This is a genomic window from Ruegeria sp. BB5 (assembly GCF_056539405.1).
Map to the genome: position 1 here is coordinate 271,984 of NZ_JBQFUX010000001.1, position 12,437 is coordinate 284,420.

The 12,437-nt window shown below is 57.7% G+C and carries 13 protein-coding genes and 2 tRNA genes; 4 read left to right on the plus strand and 11 right to left on the minus strand.

The window, feature by feature from the left end:
* Window positions 1-18: 18 nt before the first annotated feature.
* The 3 genes from ACR0DL_RS01375 to ACR0DL_RS01385 form a co-directional block, all read right to left on the minus strand.
* The gene (locus ACR0DL_RS01375; RefSeq protein ID WP_480687243.1) at window positions 19-336 is read right to left on the minus strand and encodes a phosphoribosyl-ATP diphosphatase; all 318 of its coding nucleotides are present in this window, start codon (window positions 334-336) and stop codon (window positions 19-21) included.
* Window positions 333-1,094, minus strand: a complete 762-nt coding sequence (hisF, locus tag ACR0DL_RS01380; RefSeq protein WP_170374487.1) for an imidazole glycerol phosphate synthase subunit HisF — start codon at window positions 1,092-1,094, stop codon at window positions 333-335. Before hisF ends, ACR0DL_RS01375 begins: the two co-directional genes overlap by 4 nt.
* A gap of 99 nt (window positions 1,095-1,193) precedes the next feature.
* A complete protein-coding gene (locus ACR0DL_RS01385) occupies window positions 1,194-3,236 on the minus strand; it encodes a fused MFS/spermidine synthase (RefSeq protein WP_480687245.1) in 2,043 nt (680 codons plus the stop codon).
* 416 nt (window positions 3,237-3,652) lie between these two features.
* Between ACR0DL_RS01385 and ACR0DL_RS01390 the strand changes: the two genes are divergently transcribed.
* Window positions 3,653-4,099, plus strand: a complete 447-nt coding sequence (locus tag ACR0DL_RS01390) for a DUF302 domain-containing protein (RefSeq protein WP_480687247.1) — start codon at window positions 3,653-3,655, stop codon at window positions 4,097-4,099.
* A gap of 49 nt (window positions 4,100-4,148) precedes the next feature.
* Here the strand turns inward: ACR0DL_RS01390 and hisA are convergent, their stop codons facing one another.
* On the minus strand, window positions 4,149-4,871 hold the full coding sequence (gene hisA, locus ACR0DL_RS01395; protein WP_480687249.1) for a 1-(5-phosphoribosyl)-5-[(5-phosphoribosylamino)methylideneamino]imidazole-4-carboxamide isomerase: 723 nt from the start codon (window positions 4,869-4,871) through the stop codon (window positions 4,149-4,151).
* A gap of 134 nt (window positions 4,872-5,005) precedes the next feature.
* Here hisA and ACR0DL_RS01400 point away from each other — a divergent pair, with 134 nt between their 5' ends.
* The gene (locus tag ACR0DL_RS01400; RefSeq protein ID WP_170348016.1) at window positions 5,006-5,407 is read left to right on the plus strand and encodes a DUF2147 domain-containing protein; all 402 of its coding nucleotides are present in this window, start codon (window positions 5,006-5,008) and stop codon (window positions 5,405-5,407) included.
* A gap of 4 nt (window positions 5,408-5,411) precedes the next feature.
* Here the strand turns inward: ACR0DL_RS01400 and hisH are convergent, their stop codons facing one another.
* Both hisH and hisB read right to left on the minus strand, forming a co-directional pair.
* Window positions 5,412-6,050 carry an imidazole glycerol phosphate synthase subunit HisH gene (hisH, locus tag ACR0DL_RS01405; RefSeq protein ID WP_480635967.1) on the minus strand — a complete coding sequence of 213 codons (639 nt, stop codon included), beginning with the start codon at window positions 6,048-6,050 and terminating at the stop codon, window positions 5,412-5,414.
* The gene (hisB, locus tag ACR0DL_RS01410; RefSeq protein ID WP_480687251.1) at window positions 6,051-6,638 is read right to left on the minus strand and encodes an imidazoleglycerol-phosphate dehydratase HisB; all 588 of its coding nucleotides are present in this window, start codon (window positions 6,636-6,638) and stop codon (window positions 6,051-6,053) included. It lies immediately after the preceding gene.
* 154 nt (window positions 6,639-6,792) lie between these two features.
* On the opposite strand from hisB, the gene ACR0DL_RS01415 reads away from it, so the two are divergent.
* Window positions 6,793-7,032, plus strand: a complete 240-nt coding sequence (locus ACR0DL_RS01415; protein ID WP_058280212.1) for an Lrp/AsnC ligand binding domain-containing protein — start codon at window positions 6,793-6,795, stop codon at window positions 7,030-7,032.
* On the opposite strand, the gene ACR0DL_RS01420 is transcribed toward ACR0DL_RS01415, so the two are convergent.
* From ACR0DL_RS01420 to ACR0DL_RS01430, 3 genes are all read right to left on the minus strand, one after another.
* On the minus strand, window positions 7,029-7,895 hold the full coding sequence (locus ACR0DL_RS01420; protein ID WP_170374497.1) for a GNAT family N-acetyltransferase: 867 nt from the start codon (window positions 7,893-7,895) through the stop codon (window positions 7,029-7,031). The genes ACR0DL_RS01415 and ACR0DL_RS01420 overlap by 4 nt on opposite strands.
* A gap of 85 nt (window positions 7,896-7,980) precedes the next feature.
* Window positions 7,981-8,055, minus strand: a tRNA-Gly gene (locus ACR0DL_RS01425).
* A 34-nt stretch (window positions 8,056-8,089) separates the two neighbouring features.
* Window positions 8,090-8,164: transfer RNA gene (locus tag ACR0DL_RS01430), tRNA-Gly, on the minus strand.
* Between the two features lie 147 nt (window positions 8,165-8,311).
* Here ACR0DL_RS01430 and ACR0DL_RS01435 point away from each other — a divergent pair.
* On the plus strand, window positions 8,312-8,464 hold the full coding sequence (locus ACR0DL_RS01435) for a hypothetical protein (protein WP_170374500.1): 153 nt from the start codon (window positions 8,312-8,314) through the stop codon (window positions 8,462-8,464).
* Between the two features lie 16 nt (window positions 8,465-8,480).
* Here the strand turns inward: ACR0DL_RS01435 and ACR0DL_RS01440 are convergent, their stop codons facing one another.
* Both ACR0DL_RS01440 and ACR0DL_RS01445 read right to left on the minus strand, forming a co-directional pair.
* On the minus strand, window positions 8,481-8,864 hold the full coding sequence (locus tag ACR0DL_RS01440; protein WP_170374503.1) for an MAPEG family protein: 384 nt from the start codon (window positions 8,862-8,864) through the stop codon (window positions 8,481-8,483).
* A 74-nt stretch (window positions 8,865-8,938) separates the two neighbouring features.
* Window positions 8,939-12,376 (minus strand): pyruvate carboxylase, encoded by a 3,438-nt coding sequence (locus tag ACR0DL_RS01445; protein WP_480687253.1) that lies wholly within the window; start codon window positions 12,374-12,376, stop codon window positions 8,939-8,941.
* Window positions 12,377-12,437 lie beyond the last annotated feature (61 nt).

Genomic DNA, 12,437 nt, shown 5'->3' on the forward strand with positions numbered 1-12,437 from the left:
ATGACGAAACCCTGCCGATTACCCCTTGGGGCGCGCGGCTTTTTCGGCGATGCCGCTGGTGCCCTGACGACGTTCCAATTCCGCCAGCACATCATCCAGTGCCACCTCCCGCGCAGCCAGCATGACAAGCAGATGATAGAGCACATCCGCCGCCTCTGCCGTAAGCGCGGCCTTGTTGTCCTTGACGGCCTCGATAATGGCTTCGACAGCCTCTTCGCCGAATTTTTCGGCGCATTTCTCGGGCCCTTTTGCCAGAAGCTTGGCGGTCCAACTGGAGTCAGGATCAGCGTATTTGCGGGCCTCAATTGTGGCGGCCAGATCGTGTAGAATACTCATGTCAGCCTCATCGGGATACCTGCGGCGGTCATGTGTTCCTTGGCTTCGCGGATGGTGTATTCGCCGAAATGAAAGATCGAGGCGGCAAGAACCGCGCTTGCCCCGCCCTCAGTGACGCCTTCGACCAGGTGGTCAAGGTTGCCAACCCCGCCCGAAGCGATCACTGGTACGTCCACCGCGTCGGAAATCGCGCGGGTCAGGGGCAGATTGAACCCGGCTTTGGTGCCGTCGCGGTCCATTGACGTCAGCAGGATTTCCCCAGCACCTTTGGCGACGACGGTTTTGGCGAATTCCACCGCGTCAATGCCGGTGGGTTTGCGGCCGCCGTGGGTGAAAATCTCCCACTTGCCGGGGCTGACGGTCTTGGCGTCGATGGCACAGACAATGCACTGGCTGCCGAACTGATCAGCCGATTCCGCAATCACATCGGGGTTTGCCACGGCGGCCGAGTTGAAACTGACCTTGTCCGCACCAGCCAGCAACAGAGCGCGCACGTCATCTTTAGTACGCACGCCGCCACCCACGGTCAGGGGCACAAAGCACTGCTCGGCGGTACGTTGTACCACGTCAAACATTGTACCGCGGTTTTCATGGGTGGCGTGGATGTCCAGAAAGCAGATCTCATCTGCGCCGGCGGCGTCGTAGGCCTTGGCCGATTCAACCGGGTCACCGGCATCACGCAGGCCAACGAAATTCACGCCCTTGACCACACGGCCATCAGCGACATCCAGACAGGGAATGATGCGGGTTTTCAGCATGTCGGCATCCTTTGTTGCCGCACCTCTACCTACAAAGCCCCGCCGATGCCAGTGCTGAACAGCCTGACTGTGGCGGGGCACAGGTTGCGTTATGTGCAATCAGTTTGTGTGCAGTATCTTGAGGGCAGACAGAAGGTTCGCCTTGTCATCCGTCCACGGAACCTGACCGTCGGTGACCAAAGGCTCCCACTTGGCGGTATCGATGAACGATTCGATGCGATTTTTGTCTCGGCTCAGGATGACGACATGCGTGTCAGACGCGCCGGTTTTTTCTTCTTCCTCGGTGGCATCGTCCATTTGAAGTGCCGCGTGCAGGTTCAGCGTTGCTGCGGCTCGCGCCAGTTGCGGTGAAAGATCGTAATACTGGTTCGAGATATGGAAGACCAACGTGCCATCCTGATCCAGATGGTTCAGATAGACCTCGATTGCCTCCTGCGTGATCAGGTGGAGCGGTATCGCGTCTGAACTGTAGGCGTCCAGCACCATGATATCAAAGTCGAAATTTTGATATTCCAGAACGATCCGGGCGTCGCCCAGATGGGTGGTCGTGTCCGGTGCACATGTGGACATATACGTGAACAGTTCAGGGTCGCGTGCAATGCGATCAACGGTTTGGTCGATCTCAAAGAAATCCCACGTCTGATGCGGTTGCCCATAGCAAGCCAACGCACCGGTCCCAAGGCCGACAATTGCGATATTGTCCGAGTTCTGGCCGTATTCCGATGTCAGGATTTCGGCCATTGGCCCGTTCGGATGATAATACGAGGACCCGACCGGCCGCGTACCAGGCGGTGTTTGCCTTTGCCAGCCGTGTACGGTGGTTCCGTTCTTGTAGACCCGGAACTCTTTGAAATCATAGACGGCGTGGGTTCCGAAAAAGCTGCGATCGCGGAAATAGACCTGAGTCTTCGAGATCAGGTTCGGTGCCAAAACGATCAGCAGAACTGTCGCCAATCGGGTCGGGGCATTTCTAAAGGCCAGTAGCACTGCGGCAACAAGTGAGGACGCCACCAAGATACCAAGTGTGCGAGAGTCGAACACGAGGCTGAAGCGCAGTGCGCCTGTCACGAACAACAGCGGAATCGACGCAATGATTCCCATGGCAACGTGACGGATACTGAAAGTACCTGCGTGCAGCAGAAACAGTCCACCGGTCGTAATGAGTGTCAGGGCGAATTCGATCTCGCGGTCAAAGAAGACCGGCGCAATGATCGAGTTGAACAGACCTCCAAAAGCCCCTCCAACCGAAAGCGCCAGATAGAAGATGGTCAGATGCTCGGCTGGTGGCCGAAGTTCATACAGAAGCCTATGCGCAAACAGGGCGACCAGAAAGAGGATCGGAACATACAGCATCATCAACGCCAAGGCCTTGTGCGTCGGTGCAACCTTGGACAGCAGGACCACGGCGATTGCCAGCGCAATCAAAACCGGAACTTTCAGACTATCCAGGGTGACGCGTCGCCATTTGGTAAAAGCGAGAATGAAGGTCAGGATATATGTCGCCAGTGGCAGAACCCAGATTAGCGGGATGGCTCCAAGATCGATGCTGAGCTTGGTTGTTGTGGCCAACATCAGGGATGACGGAATGAATGCAATGAACACCCAAGTGGAAATTGTCTTGATGCTCAGGGCGCTGCCTGTCGTTTGCGGTTCATGTACGGCGATAGGTTCGGTTCCACCACGAAGGGCAAACACACCACTGACGGCCATAAGAATACCAAACACGACAAATCCGACGGACCAGAACAGGCTGATGTCTTGCGCACCAAAGAATGGATCGGCCATCAGTGGGAACGCCAACAGGGCCAGCAGCGATCCAACATTGCTGGCTGCGTACAGAAAATATGGATCGTTGGCTGATGGACCGCCAGAGCGCGAATACCATGCCTGAAGAAGCGGGGCATTTGCGGACAGCACTGCAAATGGAACACCGACCCCTGCCGCAAACAGAATCAGCGTTTGAAGGGCAATAGATTGCGAAGAATCGAATCTCCAGCCTTCTTGCGTGGCCAAGGGCAAAAAGCTGAGGGCGATCAGCCAAAGGGCCAGATGTGTAACAAGTTGCCAACGCAGACTAAACCACCGGGTCAGGATGTGGGCGTACAGATATCCCATGATCAACATAAGTTGGAAAAACAGCATAGCTGTTGTCCAAACCGCCGGTGCACCGCCGATTTTGGGCAAGACGAGTTTTGCGAAAAGCGGTTGAACAAAAAACAGAAGGCTGGCGCTGACAAAAATTGTCGCGCAAAAACTGATGACCGGAGCATAATAGCGCCAATTTTCAGTCGGTTGAGATACGTTTGAAACGGACACAATGAAACTCCGGCATTAGATTGCGGTTCAGCCCTAGCGACGGAATAAGACTATTTTGCGGCTGATATGTGCAAACTCTTACCGGAAACGTGGAATTGTTCACGATTTGTCATCGGTCGCGGCGGACCCATTGAAACCCATTTAATTCGCAACCGGCAAAGCCTCGCCGATGCCGGAGATGTGATTGCCACCCGGTTCAAAACTGTGAACACTGCGCCCAAATTCATCAGGAGATCAAAGAGATGCTTAAACTTTTTTTGACAGCCGCTTTTGTATTTGGGGGGACCGTCGCAGCGATGGCAGACGATATCATCAAGGTAAACACAGCTAAATCCGTGCCCGAGGTAATGGATGCACTTGAAGCCGCCGTTGGCAATGCAGGCGCGACCGTATTTGCGCGCGTCGATCACGCGGCTGGTGCGGAAAAGGTCGGGCTGAGTATCCCAGCCAATCAGGTGCTGATCTTCGGCAACCCGGCGCTGGGAACGCCCGCGATGCAGATCGACCCGAGGGCGGGATTGTTCCTGCCACTGAAAGTTCAAGCCTATGAGGATGAAAACGGTCAGGTTTGGCTGGCTTATGAAGACCCGAAAGAGACCATGGATGAGCTTGACGACGTCGAGAAATCTCCGATCATCGAAAAGATGCGCGGTGCGTTGGCCAAACTGACTTCGGTCGCGGCTCAATAACATCGGGAATGCGCCAGCTGCACTTCTTGCTGGCGCATTTGGGCCCGCTCTAGTTGCTCAGGGTGGCCAAGGCCTCTTTCAGATCGAGGGCTCCGTCATAGAGCGCCCGACCAGAAATCGCCCCGTTCAATTCGACGCCGCAATCGCGCAGGGCGATGAGATCATCCAGCGAACTGACACCTCCCGAGGCAATGACCGGGATTGAGACGGCGCGGGCCAGATCAGCGGTTGCTTCAATATTCGGGCCCTGCATCGCGCCATCGCGGTTGATGTCTGTGTAGATGATGGCTGCGACGCCTGCATCCTCGAAACTGCGGGCCAGATCGGTGACCTGAACGTCGGTCTCTTCGGCCCAGCCCTTGGTGGCGACCATACCGTTCCGCGCGTCAATGCCCACAGCGACCTTGCCGGGGAATGCCTTTGCTGCCTCACGCACCAGATCGGGGTCTTCCACTGCAACCGTACCCAGAATTACGCGAGCGAGGCCTTTTTCGATCCAGGTTTCGATTGTGGTCATGTCGCGAATGCCGCCACCCAACTGCGCGGGTACGTTGCAGGCTTTCAGAATGGCCTCGACCGGCGCGGCATTGATCGGCTCACCCGCAAAAGCGCCGTTCAGATCGACAAGATGCAGCCACTCGCACCCGGCCTCGACAAAGGCGCGGGCTTGCGCGGCCGGATCGTCGTTGAACACGGTGGCCTTGTCCATTTCACCGCGCAGCAGGCGCACGGCCTGGCCGTCTTTGAGGTCGATGGCGGGGTAGAGGATCATGTCGGGCGGCCCTATATCTTGGTCAGTCGCGCGGGATATCGCACAGTCAGGGCAGGGGATGCAACGCGACGCAAAGTCATTCTTGCCCGAAGCCGGTCACCGGGCCAGAGTGATCGCAACACAGGGAGAGCATTATGAAGAAATTTCTACTTACAGCAGGTTTTGCCACCATGGCGACCACCGCTTTTGCGGCTGACCCGGTTGATGGGCTGTGGAAGACCCAGCCGGGGGATACGGGCGGCTATCTGCATGTAACCATTGCGGAATGTGGCAGTGCGATTTGCGGCACAATTGACAGCGCCTTCGACGGTGATGGCAACCAGCAGTTGGAATATGAAAACCTAGGCAAACAGATCATCTGGGATATGGTGCCCGAGGGAGATGGTCAGTACGACAGCGGAAAAATCTGGGCGCCAGACCGCGACAAGACCTACAACTCGAAAATGACACTGGACAGTCAGAATGAGCTGACTGTCAAAGGCTGTGTTGCTGGTGGTCTGGTCTGCCGTGGCCAGACCTGGACGCGGGTTCAGTAACCGTTCAGGGCATCCAGGTCAGGAAGTTTCCGATCATGCGTAGGCCCACGTCCTGGCTTTTCTCGGGGTGGAACTGCATGCCAACCATTGTGTCGCGGCCAATCACGGCCGTGACCTCTTGGCCATAGTCCACAAAAGCCAACCGCTCTGCCGGGTCTGTTACCCGAAAATGGTAGGAGTGGACGAAATAGACATGATCACCTGTTTTGACGCCACTGAACACTGGGTGATCGCTTTCCAGCACCAGATCGTTCCAACCCATATGGGGCACCTTCAGCGCATCGTCCGAGGGTTCGATCCGCAGCACATCACCGGCCACCCAATCCAGGCCGTCGGTCTCGGTGTATTCATGACCTTTTGAGGCCATCAGCTGCATCCCGACGCAGATGCCAAGAAACGGGCGGCCTTTTTGTTCCACCGCCTCGACCATCGCGTCATAGATGCCCTTGTGGCCGCGCAGTTCGGACGCGCAGGCTGGAAAGGCGCCGTCACCGGGCAGAACCAGACGGTCGGCCCGCGCCACAACATCCGCGTCCGAGGTCACAACGACCTGACCGGCATCCATTTCGCGCGCCATGCGCTGAAACGCCTTTTCGGCCGAGTGCAGGTTGCCGCTTTCGTAGTCGATAATGGCCGTGAGCATTTACAGCGCGCCCTTTGTCGACGGAATCGCATCGGCCTTGCGCGGGTCAGTCTCAACCGCCAGACGCAGGGCGCGGGCGACGGCTTTGAACGCGGCCTCGGCAATGTGGTGGCTGTTAAAGCCGTGCAACTGGTCGATGTGCAACGTGATGCCGCCATGGGTGCTGAGCGCCTGAAAGAACTCGCGTACCAGTTCGGTGGCGAACGCGCCGATCTTGGGCGTCGGCAGGTCCACGTTCCAGATCAGGAACGGACGGCCCGACAGATCCAGCGCACACCGCACCTGGGCGTCATCCATGGGCAGGTGGCATTCGCCATAGCGGCGAATACCTTTTTTGTCGCCTAGGGCCTGGGTCAACGCCTGACCCAGCGCGATGCCGGTATCCTCGACGGTGTGGTGGTCGTCGATGTGATAATCACCCTTGGCACGGATCGTCATGTCGATCAGCGAATGGCGCGCCAGCTGGTCCAGCATATGATCGAAGAAACCGACGCCGGTCTGGTTGTCATAGGTGCCGGTGCCGTCCAGATTGACCTCGACCGATATTTCGGTCTCGGCGGTTTGACGGCTGATCTTTGCGCTGCGCATGGGCGAATTCCTTTTGCTACAGGCGCGCTTATAGACGGGGATGGCCCGCCTTATCCAGACCAAGCGTGGCATTCACCGCAAACTGTTGCAGGGGATTGCGCCCGGTCGCGGCCCATGCCAGCCTGCGGGAAACTGAACCAACAAGGCACGGCCCATGTCCACTTGCGTTTTCATCCAGATTCGCTGCAAACCCGGCTCTACCTACAAGGTGGCCGAGGAAATCGCCCTGCGCGAAATCCATTCTGAGCTGTATTCGACCAGCGGTGAGTTTGACCTGCTGCTAAAGCTTTACATCCCCGAGACCGAAGATGTAGGCCATTTCATCAATGAAAATCTGCTGGTGATTCCCAATATCGAACGGTCGCTGACCACGATGACGTTCAAGGCGTTTTAACCAAGCTCAAAGGTCGTGACGCCAAAGATGCGGCTCAGATCGATGTCTGGTTCGTAGTCTGAATACATCCGGGCTGTTTCGAACACCTTGTCCAACCCAAGTTCATCGGCCAGCGCGAACGCTGATGGGTTGGGTTGAGGCATGTCCACGAAGACCTCATGCTCATTGTGATCCTCAGGGATTGCAGTCAGAATTGCGGCCAGCAAAGCCCTTGCGATGTCGGAGTTATCCGCAAACAAGGGGCCAACCTTATACCCAGTGAGGCAGGGGCGAAGTGTTGCGTACCCTCTGATTCTGCCGTTCTCGGTAAAGACTTTCGATACGTGGCTATAGGCACTCAGCCAGTTGCCCAGAAACAAGTCGCGTGGCGCGGGAAACAGTTCGCGATCATAGTCTTTCAAGGCGTCGGATGCTTGGGTCAGATCGGTGATTTGATCGTTCTGTCTGGTTCCCAGCTTAGCCAACATCCGACTTTTCGTGCCGGCAAAACGATAGTTGTTATAGGCAAAGGTAAAGCCGGACTTGCGGTAATTGTCCTGTTGCTCGACCACGCCATCCAGCCCCATATTGCGCCCGGTACAATGGGCCAACGCATGCTGAGCGATCTCAAGCCCGTGGCCATGGTGGCGAAACTCGGGTTTGACGATATAGAACCCCAGGAATGCGAAGGTTTCGTCGTAATTTACCGCTGATACCGACGCGATCATCTCGCCATTCAGAAACCCACCCAGAAACCCATCCGGGTCTGTCGTGCGAAAGCACTCGGCATCATGTTTGCCCGGATTCCACCCTTCGCGACCGGCCCAATCCACGGCGTGTTCGACTTCGGCGGCAGTAAGGGGGCGAATGACATAGTCCGACATGGGCGAATTCCGTGCATGATTGAAATCACGGCCAGAATGGCGCAACGCTTACGAAGAAACCAGTGTGTTTGAAAGGGATTGTATCTGGAGCGGGCGAGGCGATTCGAACGCCCGACCCTAACCTTGGCAAGGTTATGCTCTACCCCTGAGCTACGCCCGCATCAGATACATATGTTGGTCCGAAGACCTCTCAATGGAGCGGGCGAGGCGATTCGAACGCCCGACCCTAACCTTGGCAAGGTTATGCTCTACCCCTGAGCTACGCCCGCGCCGTTGAGTGAGGAGGGATGTATAAATTCCCACGCGGGCCTGCAAGCAGAAAAAGACAAAAAGCGGAAAAATCTTTCGACGGAAACCCCGCCGCCGCACGTTCAAACCAAAGAGCATTATAAAACAAGAGGGTTCGAGGAGAGGAAATGATACGGGTTGCAGATATGAAAATGGCACTGCTGGCCGCACTGATCGTGTTGACGGCCGTGTTCTGTGCGGAAGATGAGGACAAACTGGTCGAGGTTGAGCCGGTCCTAATGAAAGCACCACTGATTGAGACGCAGATATTGGCGGGATAAGCCCCCGCCAGCCGGATCAGAGCGCCAGCACGAGATTTGCAATTGCGGCCACCAGAATGGCCGTGAAGGTCAGCAGCATCCCGATCTGGCGCAGAATCACGATCTGCGGACTGCGACCGAAGCCATAGGCATGCATCACCCGCCCACTCAGCAGCGCCAGTCCCAGCAGGTTCAGCAGCAGCCCACCCGCGCCTTGCAGTTCGACCATCGCGATCAGCAGCAGGGCAAAGGGTGTGTATTCGACAAAGTTGGAATGCGTCCGCATCACTTTGAGCATCGCCGTATTCCCGCCGTCGCCGTAGGAAATCTTGTCGCTGCGACGTTGGCTGATGACCTTGGCACTCAGCACGACGTACAAAATCGCCAGCAGTGCGGCATAGATTGGGGTGACGGACAGCATCTTGATCCTCCTCGGCGTAAAAAAGGCCGCCCGGTTCCCCGCGCGGCCCTTGTTAATTTAGAAAGCTAAACCGGTTATTCCAGTTCGACCAGCAGGTCCTTAGCGTCAATCTGGCCTCCGGGCTGCACGTGAACGGCCTTGACCGTCGCGTCGCGTTCGGCGTGGATGCCGGTTTCCATTTTCATCGCTTCGATGGTCAGCAGCATGTCGCCTTCTTTGACCTGTTGACCGGCAGCCACAGTGACAGTGGCGACCACGCCAGGCATTGGCGCGCCGACATGGTCGTGGTTGCCTGCTTCGGCCTTGGGCCGCGCCTGCGTGGTCGAGGTGACCATTCGGTTCGGCACCCGGATCACGCGGGGCTGGCCGTTGAGTTCGAAGAAGACTTTGACTTCGCCTTTTTCGTCGGTCTCACCAATGGCCTGACAGCGGATTTCCAGTGTCTTGCCCGGGTCGATCTCGGCGGTGATCTCTTCGCCTGGCTCCATGCCATAGAAGAACGTGCGCGTGGGTAGGGTGCGGACCGGACCATAGACGCGGTGACGGCCCATGTAGTCCAGGAAGACCTTGGGATACATCAGGTAGCCGTTCAGATCCTCGTCATCGACCTCTTTGCCTTCCAATTGCTTGGATAGCTCGGCGCGGGTGGCTTCCAGATCAACCGCCGGCACGTCCTTGCCCGGGCGGTCGGTGTTCGGGGCCTCGTCTTTTAGCACCTTCTTGATGATGGTGTCCGGGAACCCTCCAGGAGGCTGACCCAGATTGCCACGCATCATGTCGACGACCGAGTCGGGGAAGGCCACGTCAGAATCTGGGCTTTCCACATCGTCACGTGTCATGTTCTGACTGACCATCATCAGCGCCATGTCACCGACGACCTTGGATGACGGTGTTACTTTCACGATATCACCGAACATCTGGTTCACGTCCGCATACATCTGCGCCACTTCGTGCCAACGCTCTTCAAGGCCGAGGCTGCGCGCCTGTGCCTTGAGATTGGTGAACTGACCACCTGGCATTTCGTGCAGATACACCTCAGACGCGGGGGCTTGAAGGCTGGACTCAAAAGCCGCGTACTGGCCGCGCACTGCCTCGAAGTAATCGCTGATCTCCCGGATTGCCTTGATATCCAGCCCGGTGTCGCGCTCGGTATGGCGCAGCGCTTCGACCACAGTGCCCAGCGTTGCCTGCGAGGTGTTGCCGCTGAAGCTGTCCATCGCGCAATCCACCGCGTCCACGCCGGCCTCGGATGCGGCCAGAATGGTGGCGCTGGCGATGCCGGCGGTGTCGTGCGTGTGGAAGTGGATCGGTAGCCCGACCTCTTCTTTCAGCGCCCGGATCAGAATCTTGGCCGAGGCCGGTTTCAGCAAACCTGCCATGTCCTTCAGGCCCAGAACGTGTGCCCCTGCATCGCGCAACTCTTTCGCCATGCCGACATAGTATTTCAGGTCGTACTTGGAGCGATCCGGGTCCAGAATGTCACCGGTATAGCAGACGGTGCCTTCGCAGATTTTGCCATTCTCGACCACTGCATCCATCGCAACGCGCATGTTCTCGACCCAGTTTAGCGAGTCGAACACGCGGAACACGTCGATATTCTTGGACGCCTGACGTACGAATTCCTGTACCACATTGTCGGGATAGTTGGTGTAGCCAACCCCGTTCGCCCCGCGCAGCAGCATTTGGGTCATCAGGTTCGGCATCGTTTCGCGCAGGTCACGCAGGCGCTGCCACGGGCATTCCTGCAAGAAGCGATAGGCCACATCGAAAGTTGCGCCGCCCCAGCATTCGACGCTGAACAGTTGTGGCAGGTTGGCCGCATAGGTCGGTGCCACCTTGATCATGTCGATTGAGCGCATCCGGGTGGCCAGCAGCGACTGGTGGCCATCACGCATAGTGGTGTCGGTGATCAGCAGCTGACGCTGCGCCTTCATCCAGTCGGCCACAGCCTGCGGGCCCTTTTGCTCCAGCAGATTGCGGGTGCCCATTTGCGGCTCGGCCTTGGGCGCGGGGGCTTTGGCTTCCTTTAGATCAGCGCGCGGGGCGGGACGATCTGCGGTCTCGGGATGCCCGTTCACGGTGATATCCGCGATATAGGTCAGAACCTTGGTGCCGCGGTCGCGACGACGCTTGAAGGTGAACAGGTCCGGCGTCGTGTCGATGAATTTGGTGGTGTATTCATTCGACAGGAAGGTCGGGTGTTTCAGCAGGTTGATGACAAAGTCGATATTGGTGCTGACGCCGCGAATACGGAACTCGCGCAGGGCCCGGTCCATCCGGGCAATCGCCGCGTCGGGCGTTGGGGCCTTGGCGGTTACCTTGGTCAGCAACGAGTCATAATACCGCGTAATCACGCCACCCGCATAAGCCGTGCCGCCATCCAGACGGATACCCATGCCCGTGGCCGAGCGATAGGCGGTGATGCGGCCGTAATCGGGGATGAAGTTGTTCTGCGGGTCTTCGGTGGTGATCCGGGTCTGCAGCGCGTGACCGTTCAGATGCACATCGGCCTGGCTGGCGGCACCTGTGGCCTCGGCCAGGGTTTTGCCCTCGGCGATCAGGATCTGCGCCTGCACGATGTCGATGCCGGTGACTTCTTCGGTGACGGTGTGTTCCACCTGCACGCGCGGGTTCACTTCGATGAAGTAGAACTTGCCGGTTTCCATATCCATCAGGAATTCGACAGTGCCCGCGCATTCATAGTTCACATGGGCGCAGATTTTACGGCCCAGTTCGCAGATTTCCGTGCGCTGTTCTTCGGACAGATACGGGGCAGGGGCGCGTTCCACGACCTTCTGGTTCCGGCGCTGGACCGAACAGTCGCGTTCATAGAGGTGATAGATCTCGCCATGTTTGTCGCCGAGAATTTGCACCTCGACATGGCGGGCGCGGGTGATCATCTTTTCCAGATACCCCTCGCCGTTGCCGAACGCAGCCTCGGCCTCACGGCGGCCTTCCAGAACTTTTTCTTCCAGCTCGTCCTCGGATTCGATCGGGCGCATCCCGCGTCCACCGCCACCCCAACTGGCCTTGAGCATCAGCGGATAACCGATCTCGGCAGCTTCCTTGCGGATCGCGTCCATGTCATCGCCCAGAACCTCGGTCGCCGGGATGACGGGTACGCCCGCCGCGATAGCCACACGTCGTGCGCTGGCCTTGTCACCAAGCGCACGCATGGTTTCAGCTTTGGGACCGATGAAGGTGATGCCATTCTGAACGCAGGCATCCACGAAATCAGGGTTCTCGGACAGCAGGCCATAGCCCGGGTGGATCGCGTCCGCGCCGCATTCCTTGGCCACGCGGATGATCTCGTCGATGCTCAGATAGGCGGCAACCGGTCCCATCCCCTCGCCGATGCGATAGGCCTCATCCGCCTTGAACCGGTGCAGGCCCAGCTTATCTTCTTCGGCGAAGACAGCGACGGTGCGTTTGCCCATCTCGTTTGCTGCGCGCATCACGCGAATGGCTATCTCGCCGCGATTGGCGATCAGGATCTTGTTGAAGTTGGTCATATCAGGTCCCGGTCTTGGTGGTTTGGCCGTATTCATAGGCGGACAATACGCGCTCGTATAT

Excerpts from the sequence above, each read along its gene's own strand:
- hisB (WP_480687251.1), bottom strand. The coding sequence starts at position 6,638 with ATGCGCAGCGCAAAGATCAGCCGTCAAACCGCCGAGACCGAAATATCG.
- hisA (WP_480687249.1), bottom strand. The coding sequence starts at position 4,871 with ATGATCCTCTACCCCGCCATCGACCTCAAAGACGGCCAGGCCGTGCGC.
- ACR0DL_RS01435 (WP_170374500.1), top strand. The coding sequence starts at position 8,312 with ATGATACGGGTTGCAGATATGAAAATGGCACTGCTGGCCGCACTGATC.
- hisH (WP_480635967.1), bottom strand. The coding sequence starts at position 6,050 with ATGCTCACGGCCATTATCGACTACGAAAGCGGCAACCTGCACTCGGCC.
- ACR0DL_RS01445 (WP_480687253.1), bottom strand. The coding sequence starts at position 12,376 with ATGACCAACTTCAACAAGATCCTGATCGCCAATCGCGGCGAGATAGCC.
- ACR0DL_RS01375 (WP_480687243.1), bottom strand. The coding sequence starts at position 336 with ATGAGTATTCTACACGATCTGGCCGCCACAATTGAGGCCCGCAAATAC.
- hisF (WP_170374487.1), bottom strand. The coding sequence starts at position 1,094 with ATGCTGAAAACCCGCATCATTCCCTGTCTGGATGTCGCTGATGGCCGT.
- ACR0DL_RS01420 (WP_170374497.1), bottom strand. The coding sequence starts at position 7,895 with ATGTCGGACTATGTCATTCGCCCCCTTACTGCCGCCGAAGTCGAACAC.
- ACR0DL_RS01385 (WP_480687245.1), bottom strand. The coding sequence starts at position 3,236 with ATGCTGTTTTTCCAACTTATGTTGATCATGGGATATCTGTACGCCCAC.
- ACR0DL_RS01415 (WP_058280212.1), top strand. The coding sequence starts at position 6,793 with ATGTCCACTTGCGTTTTCATCCAGATTCGCTGCAAACCCGGCTCTACC.
- ACR0DL_RS01390 (WP_480687247.1), top strand. The coding sequence starts at position 3,653 with ATGCTTAAACTTTTTTTGACAGCCGCTTTTGTATTTGGGGGGACCGTC.
- ACR0DL_RS01400 (WP_170348016.1), top strand. The coding sequence starts at position 5,006 with ATGAAGAAATTTCTACTTACAGCAGGTTTTGCCACCATGGCGACCACC.
- ACR0DL_RS01440 (WP_170374503.1), bottom strand. The coding sequence starts at position 8,864 with ATGCTGTCCGTCACCCCAATCTATGCCGCACTGCTGGCGATTTTGTAC.